The organism is Jatrophihabitans sp. (assembly GCA_036399055.1).
Taxonomy (GTDB): Bacteria; Actinomycetota; Actinomycetes; order Mycobacteriales; family Jatrophihabitantaceae; genus Jatrophihabitans_A.
Genome location: DASWNX010000036.1, coordinates 110,366 through 128,195 on the forward strand (window position 1 = coordinate 110,366; position 17,830 = coordinate 128,195).

14 protein-coding genes and 1 tRNA gene are annotated in these 17,830 nt (G+C 68.6%); 3 read left to right on the top strand and 12 right to left on the bottom strand.

What is annotated here, in order from left to right:
• Positions 1-98: 98 nt before the first annotated feature.
• The 3 genes from VGB75_16835 to VGB75_16845 are packed head-to-tail and all read left to right on the top strand — an operon-like array spanning position 99 to position 6,894.
• Positions 99-3,278 (top strand): efflux RND transporter permease subunit, encoded by a 3,180-nt coding sequence (locus VGB75_16835; protein ID HEY0168714.1) that lies wholly within the window; start codon positions 99-101, stop codon positions 3,276-3,278.
• The gene (locus VGB75_16840; GenBank protein ID HEY0168715.1) at positions 3,265-3,717 is read left to right on the top strand and encodes a hypothetical protein; all 453 of its coding nucleotides are present in this window, start codon (positions 3,265-3,267) and stop codon (positions 3,715-3,717) included. The genes VGB75_16835 and VGB75_16840 overlap by 14 nt, the downstream gene beginning before the upstream one ends.
• A gap of 18 nt (positions 3,718-3,735) precedes the next feature.
• Positions 3,736-6,894: an efflux RND transporter permease subunit gene (locus VGB75_16845; GenBank protein HEY0168716.1), complete on the top strand. Its 3,159-nt coding sequence runs from the start codon at positions 3,736-3,738 to the stop codon at positions 6,892-6,894.
• A gap of 111 nt (positions 6,895-7,005) precedes the next feature.
• Here the strand turns inward: VGB75_16845 and VGB75_16850 are convergent, their stop codons facing one another.
• The 12 genes from VGB75_16850 to VGB75_16905 all read right to left on the bottom strand — a co-directional run bounded on the left by VGB75_16850 (position 7,006) and on the right by VGB75_16905 (position 17,743).
• Positions 7,006-7,548, bottom strand: coding sequence for a cysteine hydrolase (locus tag VGB75_16850; GenBank protein HEY0168717.1), 543 nt, complete (start codon positions 7,546-7,548; stop codon positions 7,006-7,008).
• A 33-nt stretch (positions 7,549-7,581) separates the two neighbouring features.
• Positions 7,582-8,835, bottom strand: a complete 1,254-nt coding sequence (locus VGB75_16855) for a hypothetical protein (GenBank protein HEY0168718.1) — start codon at positions 8,833-8,835, stop codon at positions 7,582-7,584.
• Between the two features lie 60 nt (positions 8,836-8,895).
• Entirely contained in the window at positions 8,896-10,134 is a 1,239-nt protein-coding gene (locus tag VGB75_16860) for an ATP-grasp domain-containing protein (GenBank protein HEY0168719.1), read from the bottom strand.
• Between the two features lie 424 nt (positions 10,135-10,558).
• Positions 10,559-10,633: transfer RNA gene (locus tag VGB75_16865), tRNA-Val, on the bottom strand.
• 116 nt (positions 10,634-10,749) lie between these two features.
• Positions 10,750-11,037 carry a TIGR02611 family protein gene (locus VGB75_16870; protein HEY0168720.1) on the bottom strand — a complete coding sequence of 96 codons (288 nt, stop codon included), beginning with the start codon at positions 11,035-11,037 and terminating at the stop codon, positions 10,750-10,752.
• Positions 11,038-11,378: 341 nt separating this feature from the next.
• On the bottom strand, positions 11,379-11,834 hold the full coding sequence (locus VGB75_16875) for a hypothetical protein (GenBank protein ID HEY0168721.1): 456 nt from the start codon (positions 11,832-11,834) through the stop codon (positions 11,379-11,381).
• A complete protein-coding gene (locus tag VGB75_16880; protein ID HEY0168722.1) occupies positions 11,834-12,325 on the bottom strand; it encodes a lipopolysaccharide assembly protein LapA domain-containing protein in 492 nt (163 codons plus the stop codon). Before VGB75_16880 ends, VGB75_16875 begins: the two co-directional genes overlap by 1 nt.
• 212 nt (positions 12,326-12,537) lie before the next feature.
• On the bottom strand, positions 12,538-13,293 hold the full coding sequence (locus tag VGB75_16885; protein HEY0168723.1) for an alanyl-tRNA editing protein: 756 nt from the start codon (positions 13,291-13,293) through the stop codon (positions 12,538-12,540).
• A 275-nt stretch (positions 13,294-13,568) separates the two neighbouring features.
• Positions 13,569-14,000 (bottom strand): hypothetical protein, encoded by a 432-nt coding sequence (locus VGB75_16890; GenBank protein HEY0168724.1) that lies wholly within the window; start codon positions 13,998-14,000, stop codon positions 13,569-13,571.
• Between the two features lie 123 nt (positions 14,001-14,123).
• Positions 14,124-15,539 carry a PAS domain S-box protein gene (locus VGB75_16895; GenBank protein HEY0168725.1) on the bottom strand — a complete coding sequence of 472 codons (1,416 nt, stop codon included), beginning with the start codon at positions 15,537-15,539 and terminating at the stop codon, positions 14,124-14,126.
• Between the two features lie 117 nt (positions 15,540-15,656).
• Positions 15,657-16,562, bottom strand: coding sequence for an SDR family NAD(P)-dependent oxidoreductase (locus tag VGB75_16900; protein ID HEY0168726.1), 906 nt, complete (start codon positions 16,560-16,562; stop codon positions 15,657-15,659).
• Complete coding sequence (locus VGB75_16905; GenBank protein ID HEY0168727.1) at positions 16,559-17,743, bottom strand: zinc-dependent alcohol dehydrogenase; 1,185 nt, start codon at positions 17,741-17,743, stop codon at positions 16,559-16,561. Before VGB75_16905 ends, VGB75_16900 begins: the two co-directional genes overlap by 4 nt.
• Positions 17,744-17,830: the final 87 nt, after the last annotated feature.

The window sequence follows — 17,830 nt, forward strand, 5'->3', positions numbered from 1 at the left end:
GCCAGAACGGGTTTCCCAGCCGACCAGCGCTGGATGTGTCCGGATCAGCCTTGAGGTGAGCGGGGGCCGCCTTGTCTAGATGGTTAGTTGGGCGAAGCATGTCGTTTCGGCTGGTCGTCGTCCTGCTCGCAGCGAGCATCATGTCCTTCGGCTTCGTCCTGTCACGCGATGCGCAGGTGGAAGTGCTGCCCGAGTTCAAGGCGCCCTACGTCGAGGTGCAAACCGAGGCTCTGGGGCTGTCCGCCGTCGAGGTCGAGCAGTTGATCACCTCGCCCATGGAGGCCGACCTCCTCAACGGAGTCGCCTTCCTCGACGAGATCCGATCCATGTCGGTACCTGGCCTGTCCTCGATAGAGCTGTACTTCGAAGAGGGAACCGACGTGTTGCGTGCCCGGCAGATGGTGCAGGAGCGCCTCACCGAGGCCAGAGCGCTTCCCAACGTCTCCAAGGCCCCCGTCATGATCCAGCCGCTGTCCTCCACCGGCCGCGCCATGATGATCGGACTGTCCTCTCAAGACGTGTCGCTGATTGACCTTTCGGTGCTGGCCCGTTGGAAGATCAAGCCGAAATTGATGGGCGTTCCAGGCGTTGCCAATGTCGCCATCTGGGGCCAACGCGAACGGCAGCTGCAGGTCCAGGTCGACCCGCAGCGACTATCGGACCGCGGCGTGACTCTCAGTCAGGTGATCAGGACCACGGCGAACTCGTTGTGGGTGTCGCCGTTGAGCTTCGTCGAGGCCTCGACTCCCGGAACCGGCGGGTTCATCGACACACCCCAGCAGCGGCTGGGGATTCAGCACGTGCTTCCCATCACCACGCCGGCTGACCTGTCGAGGGTGAGCCTGGAGGGGAGGCAGGGCAGCGCCGGCAGGACTCTGGGCGAGGTCGTCGCGGTGACCGAGGACCACCAGCCACTGATCGGTGACGCTCTGTCCGGCGATGACCCGCAGTTGCTGTTGGTCATCGAGAAATTCCCCGGCGCGAGCACCCTGACAGTCACCCGGGACGTCGAGAAAGCCATGCAGAGCCTGGCTCCTGGCCTTCGCGGCATCGTGGTCGACACCCAGGTGTACCGCCCTGCGACGTTCCTGGAGAACGCGCTGGACAACCTCGGCATCGCAGCGCTTCTCGGGCTGCTGCTCATGATCATCGTGATCGGCGCGCTGTCATCGTCCTGGCGGCTCGCGTTGATCAGCGTGGCGACGATCCTGGTGTCGTTGACCGCGGCCTTGACGGTGCTGCAGCTGCGAGGGACGACGTTCAACACGATGATCCTGGCCGGGCTGGTGATCGCCCTCGGCGTGATAATCGATGACGCCGTCACCGAGGCGGACAACACAAGACGTGCCCTACAGCACCGCGGCGCCAGCCCTGACGGGGACGGGCAGTCCCCCGCCGACGCTGTGGCCGCATCAGTCGCGCGGCTGCGAAGCCCGCTGCTGTTCGCCACCCTCGTGCTCATCGTCGCGGCCCTGCCGCTGCTGCTGCTCAAGGGAGTCACCGACTCGATCTTCTCCCCGTTCGTGATGTCCTACGTGCTCGCGGTCCTGGCATCGCTGGTCGTCGCGCTGACGCTCACGCCGGCACTGGCCATCTACCTCCTGCGAGCGGGCCAGACCGACAACCGCGACCGTCCGATCGTGCGCTGGCTCAGGACCGGTCATCGCAGGGCCCTGCCGCGTCTTGTGCACCGGCCGGTGCTGGCCTACGCGGGCCTCGGCGTTCTGCTGCTCATCGGGCTCGCCTTCGTGCCCGGGCTCGGCGGAGACTCGACCATGCCCGCCCGGCAGGACCGTGACCTGCTGGTGCGGTGGGACGCCGCGCCGGGCACCTCGCTACCGGCCATGCGCGAGCAGGCCGCCGCGCTGACCCGCGACCTGCGTGCCATCGACGGCGTCCGCAGCGTGGGCGCGCACGTGGGACGCGCGGTCACCTCAGACCAGGTGGTGGGTGTCAATTCCGGAGAGCTGTGGGTGAGCCTGAAGCCAGAGGCGGCCTATGACCGCGCCGTCCGGGACGTGCAGCGCCTGGTCAAGGACCGAGCCGGACCGCAAGTCTCAGCGATCGGCTACCCCGAGCAGCGAATGCTGGACCTCGGGCCCACCAACGACCCTCCGATCGTGGTGCGCGTGTACGGCACGGATCTGGAGCTGCTGCGCCAGCAGGGCGAGGACGTGCGCCAGAGGCTCACCGCTGTCAGAGGAACCGTCCAACCTCAGCTCAGGATGGCGCCGGTGGAGCAGACCGTTCAGATCGAGGTCGACCTCGCGCGGGCACAGCAGCACGGCCTCAAACCCGGTGACGTGCGCCGCGCGGCCGCGACCCTGATCGCCGGGATCCAGGTCGGAAGCCTGTTCGAGGAGCAGAAGGTGTTCGACGTGATCGTGGTGGGCACGCCGGCCACCCGCGAGAACCTGAGCGACGTCCAGAACCTGCTCATCGACACTCCGGGCGGCAAGCACGTGCGGCTGCGGCAGGTCGCCGACGTGCGGGTCACGCCGTCGCCGAACGTGCTGCGCCACGACTCGGTGTCCCGCTACGTCGACGTGGTGGCCGACGTGCGCGGCCGGGACGTCGACGAGGTCACCGACGAGGTACGCGCGGCCCTGGCGACGTTGGAGCTGCCGGTCAGCTACCACGCCGAACTGCGTGGCGACTACGCCGAACGGCAGGACGCGCAGGTGCGGCTCGGCCTGCTGGGCCTGGCCACGGCGCTGCTGATCTTCCTGCTCCTGCAGGCCGCGTTCGCGAGCTGGCGCCTTGCGACCCTGATGTCGGTGGCTCTGCTCGCGGCGCTGGTGGGCGGGGTCGCCGTCGCCCGGCTGGACCAGGGCGCGCTCTCGCGCACCACGTTGCTGGCGTTGCTCACGGTTGTGGGCATCACTGCCAGGCAGGGCATCGTGCTCATCCGGCAGTGGGAGGAACTCGACCGCGCGGCGAACGGCCGGCCTGACCCGGCGGCTGTCTCTGCCACGGCCCACGAGCGACTGGCGCCCATCGTGACCACCGCGCTGGCAGTGGCCGCAGCCGTGACGCCCTTGCTGTTCCTGGGCGCCGTCGCCGGCCAGGAGCTCATCAGGCCGATCGCCGCGGTGATTCTCGGCGGGCTTGTGACCTCGGTCCTGGTGCTGCTGTTCCTCCTCCCGCCGCTCTACCTGCGCCACGCCCCGGCACGGCGACCGGACGTGCCCGCGCCGCAGAGAACCGGGCCTGTGCCGTTCGACGGTAGTGACTCCAGCAACGGCTCAAGCCCGAGACTGACCCATGTCGCGCCGTAGGGCGTGTGTCGCCGTCGCCGTGATGGCCTGCCTGAGCCTGTCCGGGTGCAGGCAGGCAGCCGAGGACGACGAGGACTCCGCCCCCAAGCCCGTGAAGGTCGAGAAGGCCGCCGGCCAGCCCACGAAACTGACGTTGACCGAGCGAGCCGTCGAGCGGCTGGGATTGACAACCGCCACGGTCACCAAGGCCACGCTGAAATCCAGCCGGCCCGGCGCGGCGACGGGGATCGCGATCCCCTACACGGCCCTGCTCTTCGACAAGAAGGGAAAGGCCGCGGCCTACCTGGTCGTCGGGCCGCGGGTCTTCACCCGGTCTCCGGTGGTCGTCGACCACTACGACGGTGACCTCGCGGTGCTGGCCTCGGGCCCGCCTGTCGGCGCCAGCGTGGTGACGGCCGGATCGGCCGAACTCTCCGGCGCTGAAGCCGGTCTCAGCTGAGTCGAGAGGGATCACACCATGATGCGATGGGTCGTCTCGTCCAGCCTCAGGTTCAGGTTCCTCGCGCTCGCGCTCGGATTGGGCATGCTGCTGCTGGGCAGCGTGCAACTGGCCAGTGCCCCGGTGGACGTCTTCCCCGAGTTCGCCCCGCCACGCGTGGAGGTTCAGACGGCGGCCCTGGGCCTGACCGCCGCCGAGGTCGAGCAACTGGTGACCGTCCCCCTGGAGGAGGCTCTCAACGGCGTCGAGGGACTCGACGTCATGCGGTCGAAGTCGGTCTCCCAACTCTCCTCGATCGAGCTGATCTTCGATCAGGGCACCGAGTTGCTCAACGCCCGGCAGCTGGTGCAGGAACGGGTCGCCACCGTCACCCCGACCCTGCCGGCCTGGGCCCGCCCGCCGGCGATGATCCAGCCGCTGTCGGCGACCAGCCGTGTCATGAAGATCGGCATCTCCTCGGACACCTTGTCCTTGATCGAGCTCTCCACGCTCGCCCGTTACAAGATCAGGACAGAGCTGATGCGCGTGCACGGCGTCGCCAACGTGGCGATCTGGGGCATGCGCCAGGAGCAGTTGCAGGTGCAGGCGGACCCGGAGCTGCTGCAGAGGCACAAGGTCTCGTTGAACGAGCTCATGCGGGTCACGGCTGACTCGATGGACGCCGGCCTGCTCAAGTACGCCAACGGAGCGGTCGTCGGCACCGGCGGGTTCATCGACACCGAGGATCACCGGCTGGGGATCGAGCACGTGTTGCCCATCGTGCGTCCGGATGAGCTCGGGCGGGTCTCGTTGCGCGAGAACGCCCAGGAGTCGCTGACCATCACCGATGTGGCTCGTGTGGTGGTCGACCATCAGCCATTGATCGGCGACGCGGTCATCGACGGCAAACCCGGGCTCATGCTCATCGTGGAGAAGCTGCCGTGGGGCAACACGCTCGAGGTGACGCAGGGCGTCGAGGAGGTGATGGCAGAGCTTCAGCCCGGCCTGCCCGGCGTGCGCGTCGACACGACCATCTTCCGTCCCGCGACGTTCATCGAGTCCGCGCTGGACAACCTGTCCAACGCCTTGCTGCTCGGGTGCCTGCTCGTGGTCCTGGTGCTGGTCGCGTTTCTCTTCGCGTGGCGCACCGCGGTGATCAGCCTGATCGCCATCCCCCTGTCACTCGTCTCGGCCGGCCTGGTGCTCTATTGGCGTGGCTCGACGATCAACACGATGGTGCTCGCGGGGCTGGTGATCTCGGTCGGCGTGGTCGTCGACGACGCCATCATCGACATCGAGAACATCATGCGGCGGCTCCGGCAGAACCGGCGTGAAGGGACAGGTCGGTCCACCGCCTCGGTGATCCTGGAAGCGTCGCTGGAAGTGCGCGGTCCCATCGTGTACGCCACGCTCATCATCATCGCGGCCGCGGTGCCGGTGTTCTTCCTCGAAGGGCTCACCGGATCGTTCTTCCGTCCGCTCGCGGCGTCCTACGCCATCGCGGTGGCTGTCTCGATGCTCGTCGCGTTGACGATCACCCCTGCGCTGGCTCTCATCCTGCTGCGCAAGGCGCCGCTCACCGACAAGGAGCCCCCGCTGGTCCGGGTGCTCCAGCGGGGCTACACCGCGGCGCTGTCTCCGATCATCCGCAGGCCGGGTCGGGCCTACGGGGCGGTCGGACTCGTCGTGGTCCTCGGAGTGCTGCTGGCGCCGATGCTCGGCCAGTCGATGCTGCCCTCCTTCAAGGAACGAGACTTCCTCATGCACTGGGTGACCCAGCCGGGCACCTCGCATCCGGAGATGGTCCGCATCTCCACCCAGGCGAGCAAGGAGCTGCTGGCGGTTCCGGGCGTGCGCAACTTCGGCTCCCACATCGGCCAGGCCAGCAACGCCGACGAGGTGGTCGGCATCAACTTCGGCGAGAACTGGATCAGCGTCGACCCCGACGCCGACTACGACACCACCCTGGTGGCGATCAATGACGTCGTCGCCGGTTACCCGGGCCTGCAACGGGACGTGCAGACCTACCTGAAGGAGCGAATCCGAGAAGTGCTGGCCGGCGCCGGTGAGGCCATCGTGGTCCGGCTGTACGGCACCGACCTCGAGGTGATGCGAGCCAAGGCCGAGGAGATCCGCGCCATCCTGGCCGGCATCGACGGCACCGTCGAGGAGCACGTGGAGTTGCAGTCAGAGATTCCGCAGCTCGAGGTCAAGGTCGACCTGGCCAAGGCCCAGCGGTACGGGATCAAGCCCGGCGATGTCCGCCGCGCCGCCGCAACGCTGATGGCCGGTGAAGAGGTCAATGACGTGTTCCGGCAGGGCAAGGCCTACGACGTGCGGGTGTGGAGCACGCCCGAGACCCGGCACGACCCCGACAGCCTGCGCAACCTGCTGCTCGACACACCCAATGGAACGCACGTGCGCCTGGGCCAGATAGCCGACGTGCGGACCGCGCCGACGCCCAACATCATCAGGCGCGAGGACGGATCGCGCCGGATCGACATCGGCGCCAATGTCAGCGGCCGCGACCTGGGCGCGGTCGTCGGTGACCTCGAGCGCGCGCTTGCGCAGGTGTCCTACCCGCAGGGATACAACGCTGAGTTGCTCGGTGAGTACACCGAGCGCAAGGCGGCCCAAACACGGCTGCTGATCTACAGCGCGCTGACCGTCGTGGCGATCTTCGCGCTGCTGCAGGCAGCGTTCGGCGGCTGGAGGCTGGCGACCCTGAGCATGCTCATGCTTCCGATGGCCCTGGTAGGAGGGGTGATCGCCGCGTACCTCAGCGGGGGCGTCATCTCCCTGGGTTCGCTGGTGGGGTTCCTGACCATCCTCGGCCTCGCCGCGCGCAACGGCATCCTGTTGATAAACCACTGCCAGCATCTGGAGAGACACGAAGGCGAGGTCTTCGGCCCCGACCTCGTGCTTCGCGGCGCTCGGGAACGACTGGCGCCTATTCTGATGACCTCGTTGGCGACCGGGCTCGCGCTGGTGCCGCTGGTGGTCCTGGGAGACATCCCGGGGCACGAGATCGAGCATCCGATGGCGGTGGTGATCATCGGCGGGCTGGTGTCCTCGACCCTGCTCAACCTGTTCGTGGTTCCCTCGCTCTACCTGCGCTTCGGCAGGAAGCGATCGGGTGACTCCCGCTCCAGCGAGGCTGTCGACACCGCGCCCGCGCCGCAACCGCAACACTCCTGAGCCGTAACGCGATCGAGGCCGTTCTGCGTCATGACGCAGAACGGCCTCGCTCAGCTCAGCCCTGCCCTGTCACGGTTTTCAGCGACCGGGGCAGGTGATCGCAGGGGGCGGTCAGCCCTTGAACTCTTGGAGCACGTCCTCGGTCCGTGTCACCCGGGCGTACTCGGAGATAACGTTCACCGCCGACCGGTGCATCTCCTCCTCGCTGGTCTGCTTGGTGGCCTTGGCGGCCACCGCGTCCTCGACCAGCGTGAACGAGTAGCCCCGGTGCATGCCGTCGACGATGGTGGACAGGCAGCACAGCGGCGTGCCGTAGCCGATGACGGTGATGTCCTCGGGCTTGGTGGCCTCCAGCGCCTTGACCAGCTCCGGGGAGCTGAAGGAGTTGTACATGTCCTTGATGAAGACCGGCTCGTCGCCCTGCGGCTCGAAGCCGGCGATCGGGTCGGTGTGCTCACCGCCCCGGGCGAACACCCCCTTCTCCTGCTGGTGCTGGACATGCCACACCGGAACGCCGGCGACTCGGGCGGCGTCGATCAGCGTCTTCGCGTTGGTCAACGAAGGCTCGATTCCCGCGATGTGGAACGCCCGTCCGGCGGCGGTGTACTCCTGCTGGATGTCGATAACCAGCAGGATCCTCGGTGTTACAGCCATGCGGTGTCTCCTTCGACAGGGGTGGTGCGGTGGTTAGAGGGGTCGGGTGGGGGTCAGGCTGCTCGAGGCGCTCGAGGCCTCGGCGTCGGCGCGCGAGGCGTCGGTGTTGGCGGTCGGCTCGGCCACGGTGTTGGCGGTGGCCGGCGCGTCGGCGCCGGAGTTCAACGCGCTGATGTACGCCGCCACGCCGGGGGTGGTCATGCCCTGCGCCCCGGCCCGGATGGCCGTGGCCGAGATGCCGTCGATGCGCTTGACCGCGTACGGGATGATCCTCATGCACTCGTCGTAGATGGAGCGGACGAGCATGCCGCCGACGTCACTGCCGTGCAAGCCGTGGATCCGCTTGCCGGGGTGGAGCCGGCGGATCTCGCGGACCACGCCGTAGAAGCCCTTGGCGTTGTAGGCCTGCGGGTACATGGCCACCTCGACCTTGTCGGCCAGGCCCTCCTCGCGCACCATGATCTTGAGCATCTCAAGCCGGTGCTCGGTCTCGTAGAACCGCTTGCCGGTCATGAAGTAGTTGACGTGCACGTCGGCCTTGTCGGTGGCCTCGTACACCCGCATGCCCCCGGCCTGCTCGACGATCTCGATCTGGCCCTTCTCCAGCGCCAGCCGGTGGATCTTCGGGATCAGGGTCGGGTGGACGATCACCTTGTCCAGCTGACGGTCCTCGATGAACCGGCGCAGGATGGCGGCATGCGTCTTGTGCGCGGGGTTGAAGGTGCCGAAGTAGACCCCGATGTCGCCGCGGCCCTTGGGGGCCAACCATCCGCGCATGTCGGTGTACAGCGCGTAGAACACGCCCACCATGGCAAGCAGCACGCCGGCGATCTTCAACACGGTCTGGGCCGTGTCAAAGCCCTGCGCAGCCATCGCGGCGACTGCGATGGACACCGCGACGCCGATGGTGACGTTGAGGTTCTTGATGCCGATGTCCCTGTTGGAGAAGGCGATCGCGAGGTACTGGATGCCCTGGGAGGCGAGGCTGACCGCCAGCGAGATGCCGAGGATGCCGCCGAGCCCGGCCAGGTCTGCCTCGTCGACCGACTTGCCCTGCACCAGCAGGTAGTAGACCACCACGTTGAACAGGACCTGCGCGAGGAACCGGGCCAACTTCCCGGCGAACACCGAGGCGGTGCGGAAGGCGGTCTTCTCGTCGATCTTGTTGCTGAACTTGGAGTAATACGGGGCGAAGCCGGAGATGAACAGGCTGACCCCGATCAACCACGGGTCATCCCAGGCGCCGGACGGGGCGGCGTAGGCGAAGTAGTACAGCGCTCCCATCATGAGCCCGAGTTGGGAGGAGAAACTACCTAGATATTTTGCTACGGGTGACAAACCTGCTCCTCAGTTGGCGGCCGGCAGGACCGCGTCGGTGGTGTGAATCTCGATCTGGGCGGTGTACCGGTCGACCTCGTCCTCAGGACCGGCCACAAAGCCGATCCAGGACCAGTCATCCTGACCGATCTCGCTCACCTCGTCGCCGGCGCCGAGAATCCGGACGACTCGCAACGGCCCATGCTGCAAAGGGGTGCCGGGTAGCCGGACCTCCCGTAAGGTCGCCGCGCGCGGCGACCCGAAGCAGACGCACTTGTGGATCCGGGTCAGCGGCGGCGTGTCCGGCAGGCTCACCGAGGACTTGCCCCAGAGCTGCATCTCCAGCGCGTGCTGGTACAGGTCACTCGTCGTCACCCCGAGCGCCATGGCCATCGCGTGCGGGAGCATCGCCCCGCCGGTGCGGCCCACGTTCGCGTCGATCAGGCGCAGTGCCCGCCGGGCCTCGTCCACCAGGAATTCGATGTGGAACCAGCCCCGGCGCATCGAGGCCTGCTCGATCAGGTGGGCGACGGCCTCCTGCGCCTGCTTGGTGAGCGCGACGGGCAGGGTGTCGAAGCCCTCGAACCGGAACTCGGTCTCGGTGTTGCCGATCTTGCGTCGCGAGGTCCAGCCGACGTAATGGACGCCGGCGGAGTCCACCCAGCCTTCCATGCTGAAAAGGCTGCCGGGGAAGTGCTCCTGGACCAGCCAGTTCTGCAGATCGGGCGTGTCGGCGACGAACTGCTGCTTCTGCTGGTCCTCGGTCAGCAGCCGGACGCCGACGCCCGCGCAACCGACGCGTGGCTTGACCATCACCGCGGCCGAGCCGAACTCCCGCTGCCACTCGGCGAGGGTGTCGGCCACGGGCTGCGGGCCGGGAGCGGCAGCCGCCGAGCGCGGGCTGACCTCGGGGCACCATTGGGCGACCTGCCGCTTGTCGCTCAGCGGACCGCAGGCCGGGTCCGGCCCCGGCACGCCCAGCGCGGCGGCCAACTTCACCGCGAACGGGATGCGGCTGTCCACCAGGGTGCCCACGCCGACGACGCGCCGGCCGTCGGCGGCCAGCAGCGACACCATGCCGGCGACGTCACGGGTGTCGGCAGGAAGGTACTCGAAACTCTGCAGGCACATCGCCAGGTCGGCCCGGTAGAGCTCGGTGTCGAGCAGGAACAGCGGGCGCAAGCCCATCTGCGTCACGGCCAGCCCAAGCTCGTGGCCGCCGGCGTCGGTGGATTCCAACAGGACGACGTAGCCCGCGCCTGACTTCATAGTGCTCCTCTTGACGATCTTTTACTGGTGCGCGCGGCCGATGGTCGCCCTCGGGCGCGAGGGGCCTGGGATCATGGCCGACGGGTGCGTTGCGGTCATTATGGTGACGATTGACGTCAGCAGGCCGAATAGAGCCGGGTGAGGCGATATCGGCCTATGCGAACATAGTGTAAACGAGCAGAAATGTCTACACGATCACTCCGACACGCCTATACCTGCCGCGCTAAAGCGTTATGCGAACTCCAGCGCGATGACCGAGTGCCTTGTTAAGCGCTTTCTAATAGTCGATGTCGGACAGGAAATCCGGAATACACCGAATCGCCCGAACAAGACAAATTAAATATGCAGACATCTAATGGATGAAAAGTAGGTGTTTAGTCAACCGTCGATCGCGTCATGTGCCGTAGCCGCGGCGCGCAGACCGTGGTGGGCGATACTGGGATCGAACCAGTGACCCCTGCCGTGTGAAGGCAGTGCTCTCCCGCTGAGCTAATCGCCCGCAACTGGTGCGGTTGGAACCTCGGCCAGCTTACACGCCGTCCGACGGCCCCCGAGGGCAGCCATCGCCACGTGGCAGCGGTCCGGGAGCTCCGGCGAACCCGCGCGCTGGCAGGCTCAGAAAAATGTCATCCAGGTGAACCCGGCGACCCCGGCAAGCACCAGCAGTCCGCCCAGGCCGATGAGCATCCGGATCATCAGTGAACGACTCTTCACCCACTCGGTCCAGTGCTGCACCATCCGGTGCCCGTACTGCAGAAGCCGCTGAGCCCAGTAGAACTCGGTGGCCCACACCGCGACCCCGATGAACACGATCAGCCAGCCGGGCCCCGGCAGCGGGATCAGCGCCAGCCCCACCAGCACGATCACCGTGCCGAGAGTGCCGATCAGGACTCGCCAGATCATCGCGCCGCCCGGGACGCGCCTAACCCGGTCTCTGATCGAACTTATCCACTTGGGCGGCTGAGGCTCTGGGTGCTCGGCAGGCGCGGGGTCGTCCTGCCTGGTGCCGCCCGCTGGATTCTCAGCCACACGTGCTCCGCTCGTCCTGCCGCCGGCCTCTGCGCCGGGCGGTCGGTGTCGCTGGCCAGCTGTCAGGTCAACGCCGAAGACTATTCTGACAGCTCGACCTGGCGCCCACGTCAGTCAACGAGCCGACTCGCGCCACGACCACGGTTGTCCGGCAGTGCCGGCCGCCCCCGCCGTCGCGTTCGACCGCTCACGGCGGCGCGGGACGGCCTGGCGGCTCAGTCCTGGCCAGGCTGCTGCTCGCGGTGCTTCATCTCGGCTTCGTAGATGTGCGCCGTGCCCGCGGCCAACCGCTGCCGGACCTCGGCCTCCACGGCGCGGAACGGCGACCAGTACTGGGCGTCGTACTGCTCGACGAGTTGGAACGTCCAGCAACCCGGAATCACATCGCGGCCGACCAGGGTGTCGGCGACCTGCCGTGCGGTCTCGTGCTCGCCCGCGTCGTGCAGCGCCTGCACCGCCTCCTGCAGGGTCAGATCAGCGCGACCGGAGCGGCGGTGAAAGGTGTAGAGCAGGCCGCGGGCCTCCTCCACCACCTCAAGCGCCTCTGACAGCTTGCCCAGCGCCGCCACCAGCTCATCACTGGCGCCGGCCGGGCGCTGCTTGGCCACCGGCCGCTCCGGGTGGGCCGCCGGGCCGAACTGGCGCAGCGACTCCTCGCCCGCGCCCGCCATCAGCCCAGGCTCCTGCCGCCGGGCACGTTCTTGTGCAGCGCCCTGCGCAACTGCAGGATCCGGAGGCTGCCGGGGATCGCGACCAGCAGCACGCCCACCACCGCTGCCAGCAGGATCGCCAGCGCGAGCGAGAACTGGCCCTGCCAGCCGAAGAAGTGGATGGTGACCCGCCGGGAGTTCTGCGCGATGAAGATGATCAGCAGGATCACGAACAGGGCGGTGGTGATCAGCCCGATCCAGACCCCGCTGACCTTGGTGGCCCGGACATGCCCCTTCTCGTTGAAGCCAGGAGCCGGCCGCCCGGCGCCGGCCGCCGAGCCGCTTGACACAGGAGTGCCGGCGACCGGCGCCATCGGCTCACGATCGACCGCTCCGGCCGGGGGAGATCCGGCGAGGTCACGGGCCGGCGGCGTCACTCGCGGACCGGTGCCGGGTGGGCCGCCGAGGTCCGAGCTGGATCTGGGCAGCGAGGGATCGTGGGGATCAGTCATGTCTGAGGCTCCTTCGGCGCCGCGCCAAAGCCACACTGCTGAGGCGTCTGGCGGCTGAAAGGCACGCTACTCGCCACCTGCCGCAGCGCCCCGCGGACGTGCCGACCGGCGAGCGCACGCCGATGGGGCCTGCCTCGCCCTGCGGCGAAGCGCGCGCGGCCTGCCTGGTCGGGCCGCCTCGCCCTGCGGCGAAGCGCGCGCGGCCGCTTGGATCAGTCGCTCAACCGAATGCGCACCCGGCGATTCTGCCGCCCCTTGTTCTCCACCTTGTAGACCTGCAGCCGACCGATCTGGCGGGTCGAGGCGACGTGCGTCCCACCATCGGCCTGGGCGTCCAGCCCGATGATGTCCACGATTCGCAGCTCAGGGGTCTCAGGCGGAAAGACCGCCTGGGTGCGGATGATGTCGGGAATGGCCAGCGCTTGCTCGCGCGGCAACAACCGCACCTCGATCGCCCGGTCAGCGAGGATCTCGGCGTTCACCGCGTCCTCCAGGCCCTGCTTGAAGCCGGCGGGTATCTCCGGCAGGTTGAAGTCCAGCCGGGCCTCGCCGGGTTCCATGTTGCCGCCGGTGACCATCGCGCCGAAATCACGGAACACCGTTCCGCACAGCACATGCAGTCCTGAATGGGTCCGCATCAGGGCGCTGCGCCGGACGTCGTCCAGCGCGCCGTGCACCGCGGCGCCGGCCGGCGGCACCGGGTCCTGCGGCGCCGGCAGCAGGTACAGGTCCTCACCCTTGCGGGTGCCCACGATCCGGGTCTGCACGCCGCCCCAGAGCAGCACGCCGTGGTCGGGCGGCTGGCCGCCGCCACCGGGGTAGAAGGCCGATCGGTCCAGCACGATGCCGGCCTCGGGGTCAGCGGGATCAGACCAGAGGACGGTGCAGTCCCATTCCCTGAGGGTGGGGTCTTCCCAGTCCAACCGGTGGGTGCCGTGCGAATGCGTTCTCACCACGTTGTCAGACACCCTCCAACCGGGCAGTGGGACGCTTGAGGCCTTGGTCAGCGCACCCGGCTCTCCGCCGCGATCCAGCCATCTTCGCTGAGGCCGGGCAGGTGGTCAACAACCAAGCCCGAAACCGCAAAAGCCACTCTCAACCGTAAACAAACCTTAAAGTATAAACAAATGCTAAACCCCAAATTGCTCCGCGAGTCGGTGGCGGCGGGTGCTGAAAGTCGGGGCTCGCCTGCCCAGGACGGCATGCGGGGCTGGCGCCGCTTGACCGACGCCGCGGCAACCGGTCAACCGGCCTGATCAGCGCTGACGACGTACTGGAACACCGCGGTCGGCGGTGAGCTACCCGGTTGCCCGCCGGCCCGGCCCGGGCTGCCGATCACCGTCAGGGCCTGGGCGCCTGACATGGCCGCCGGGACCGTCAGGCGGTAGCGGAAGACACCCTGCCGGTCGGCCCGGCCGCCGGAGAAGGCAGCCGCGCTGGCCGATCGGCGCAGCAGGATCGGCTCGGCAGGGCTGAACCCGGTCACGACGATCTCGATGCTGGAACCGGGCCGGAGCCGAGCCGGACTGGCAAGCTGGCGCCCCTCGCCGTCGAAGCCCTGCGCCTGGACGACGGAGTGGACCGGCCGCAGCCCGGGCAGCGTCCCACCGGGAGCCATCCAGAGCGAGGCCGGCACCGACAGGGACAGGGCGCCCAATGCGCCTACCGCGATCACAGCAGCACGAAGCGATCGGGCTGAGTCTCGCGGCATGAAGACAGGTCCTTCCGGTGGGCGTCGACACCCCTATCGGCTGCCCGGCCCGCGGCTGAACGTCTCGCCGCACTTTGGCGCCCGGGCTCATCGCAGCGCTCTGCCTCGCCACTCCGGATGGGCGTACAGGGTGCGCGACATGCCGTTCGCCGGCTGAGCGCCGTCACTGAGATACAGCACGTGCGAACCACCGCCGACTGCCCGGGCCTGTGCCAGCGCCGTCCGGGCCTGCGCCAGCAGCGTCGCGCTCTGCCCGGCGTCATCGCCAGGGTCGCCGGCGAGCACCGACAAGCCGAGGTTGGCCGACATCGAGAACTCCCGGCCGTCGATCACCTCGGGTGCGGCCAGGGCCTGCTTGAGCCGCCGGGCCACCGCCTCGACCTGCTCCGGCCCCACCTCTTCGGTGATGATCACGAACTGGTTGTCGCCCACCCTGCTGATCACGTCACTGCCGCGCAGCGTGGTCTGCAACCGCTGGGCCAGCGCCTGCTGCAGCTGATCGGCAAGCCCGCTGGACTCGTCCTGGCCGGCTGCCAACTCCTCCCAGCCGTCGAGTTCGGCGAACAGGACGGCGCAGCCGGTGCCGATGCGGTGCGCGCGTTGCACCGTCTCGACCAGGCCCTCCTCGAGCGCGGCCGAGTTCAACAGCCCGGTGAGCGGGTCCAACCGGGCGGCGAGCTCGACATCGCGCTCCTCCCGCCGGCTCAGGTCCTCCACCTGGCCCAGGGCGTACAACGGCCGGTCGTCGTCGTCGAACAGCGGCGTCGCGGTGACCCGCACCCAGCGAATGCCGCCATCGGCGCGCACGTAACGCTTGTCGGCCCGGAACGGCGTCCGCCGGCCCGCCATCGCGCGCCGCATCGCCGAAGCGGTCAGGGCGCGGTCCTCCGGCAGGGTGACCTGTTCGAAGGGACGGCCGAGCAGCTGCTCGCGGGTGTAGCCGGTGAGCCGGCACAGCGCGTCGTTGACTCGCAGGCAGCTGCCGGCATCGGCCGGGTCGAGGCTGATCATCACCATCCCCACCACTGATTCCTCGAAGGCGACGCTCAATGCCTGATCGACGATCCGAAGCTCCTGAAGTCGCTGGAGCGACACCTCCTGCTGGGCGCTCAGCCGAGCCGCCAGCTCGGCGGCCTCCAGCAGCGCCCCGGCGTGGGCAAGCACCAACCGCAGCGCCGTCTCGCCGAGCCGGCCGGCGTCGGCAGGCCCGCGCTCGAAAGTCAGCCAGCCCAGCCGCCGACCGGTGGCGCCGGTGATCGGATGGCTCTCCAGCTCACCCGGGCCGGCGTGCTCGCGGCGTCGCCAGCGACCGCGGACCGACACCGGCGCCGGCTCGATCGGCCCGTCCGCGCCGGTGACGAGCGCCTCGGCATTGCGTCCGGCCAGCGCCAGAGTCTCCAGTACCCCGTCGGGGGCGGATCGCCGCACCGCCACGGCCACCGCGCCCAGCAACCCCAAGGCGTCCTCGGCCAGCTGGCTCAGCCCCGCCGGCACCTCTGTCATGAGACGGCCACTCCAGCTGAGGACATCTCCTCAATGCGTGATTATCGGGACGAGACAACAATACGCATGCAGTCAGGAGAAAGTGGACAGTTCGGCAGACAGAGCCGTCCGTCCGGATCAGCGGCGCGCGATTCCCAAGGGCCCCGGCCACCGACCGTGCTCGGCTTCACCGGCGGGCAGCGGTCGCAGCACATTTCCGGTCGAAGGCTCACTCGGCGGCCGCTTGGTCAGCGAGGCCAGGTGCAGCAAGGGTGTCACCAGCGCGTCATAGACCCTGGGCAACAGCCGGAACCCCGCCACGATCATCGGATTCGCCGGTCCCACCGACACCCTGGCGCGGCGCCGGTCCACGCAGCTCAGGATCGCCTGGGCGACCTTCTCCGGCGAGTCCACCGGCAACGGCGGGCGGGCCGATCGGCCGGTGACATTGGCCGCCTGGGAGTAGATCGGAGTGTTGACGCCGCCCGGGGACACCGAGCTGACCAGGATCTGAGGTTCATCCCGGGTCTCCAGCTGCAGCACCCGCAGCAGCCCGGCCTGGCCCCACTTGCCCACCACGTAGGCCCCCATCTGCGGCGCCGCGATGGCGCCGAGCAGCGAGTTCACCACGACCAGGTGCCCACGGCGTTGGGAGCGGAACGCCGACAGCGTCGCGCGCGCCACGAAGAACGTGCCCTCAATGGCGGTGTCCACCACCGCGGTGAAGATCTCGGTCGGCAACTCCTCGATGGAGCCGTAGGCCATCACCGTGGCCGAGTGCACCACCACGTCGACCCGGCCGTGCGTCGCGACCGCGGTGTCGATCAGGTTCTGCGCCGACCGCTCGTCGGCGACGTCGGTGACGACCACCTCGGCGACGGCGGCGCCGTCGGCCAGGCACTGCGCGGCGACCACCGCGAGCTGGTCAGCGCTGCGCGAGGCGAGCACCAGCCGCGCGCCGCGCGCCGCGAACGCCCGGGCAGTGGACAGCCCGATCCCGCTGGAGGCGCCGGTCACCACCACGACTGGCGGGCCGGCCGTCACGGCTGCAACACCACCTTGACACAGCCGTCCTCCTTGTTGCGGAACATCTCATAACCCGAGGGCGCGTCAGCCAGCGGCAGCCGGTGCGTGACCAGGTCCAGAACACCCAGCGGGTCAGCCGGATCCATCGCCGCCGCCAGCGCCTGATCGCTCCATTGACGCACGTTCGCCTGGCCCATCCGCAACTGGACCTGGCGGTCGAACATCTCCATCATCGGCATCGGGTCGACCTCGCCGCCATAGACACCGCTGATCGACACGACGCCGCCGCGCCGGACACCCTTCACCGCGGCGTGCAGGGCATCCATCCGGTCGACTGCGAACTTGTCGGTGACCCGCTGGGCGATGGCGTCGGGCAGCAGCCCGGTCACCTTCTGCGCCAGGGCGACCGGCCGGTTGCCGTGCGCCTCCATGCCCACCGCGTCGATCACCGCGTCCGGGCCGCGTCCGTCGACCAGCTCGATCAGGCTGTCGGCGACGTCGTCCACCGCCGCGAAGTCCAGCGGCTCGGCGCCGTAGCGGGCGGCCAGCGCCAACCGCTCGGCGACGGTGTCCACCCCGATAACCCGTTCGGCGCCGAGGTGCTTGGCGATCCGGACCGCGAACTGGCCGACCGGGCCGAGCCCGAGCACGGCCACCGTGCTGCCCGGCCCCACGCCGGCATAGGCGACCGCCTGCCACGCGGTGGGCAGGATGTCGGACAGGAACAGGAACTGCTCGTCCGGGGTGCCGTGCGGGACCTTGATCGGGCCGAACTGCGCCTGCGGGACTCGCAGGTACTCGGCCTGGCCGCCGGGCACCGAGCCGTACAGAGAGGTGTAGCCGAACAGGGCCGCGCCCTTGCCCTGCGATCTCACCTGAGTCGTCTCGCACTGGGAGAACAGCTGCCGCGAGCACATCCAGCAGAAGCCGCACGAGATGTTGAACGGCACCACGACCCGGTCCCCCGGCCGCAGGTCGCTGATGTCCGAGCCGACCTCCTCCACGATGCCCATCGCCTCGTGGCCCAGCACGTCGCCGGCCTTGAGGTACGGGCCGAGCACCCCGTACAGGTGCAGGTCCGAGCCGCAGATCGCCGTCGAGGTGACCCGCACGATCGCATCGGTCGGCTCCAGGATCTGCGGATCCGGCACGTCGATGACTTGAACGTTCTGATTTCCCTGCCAGGTAAGGGCTTTCACGACTTCTCCTGCTGATCGTCGGCGACCGAAGCAGCGCCTTGCCGGCGGCGGCGAGCGGGCTCGGCGGGCAGGCGGGCTCGGCGACCG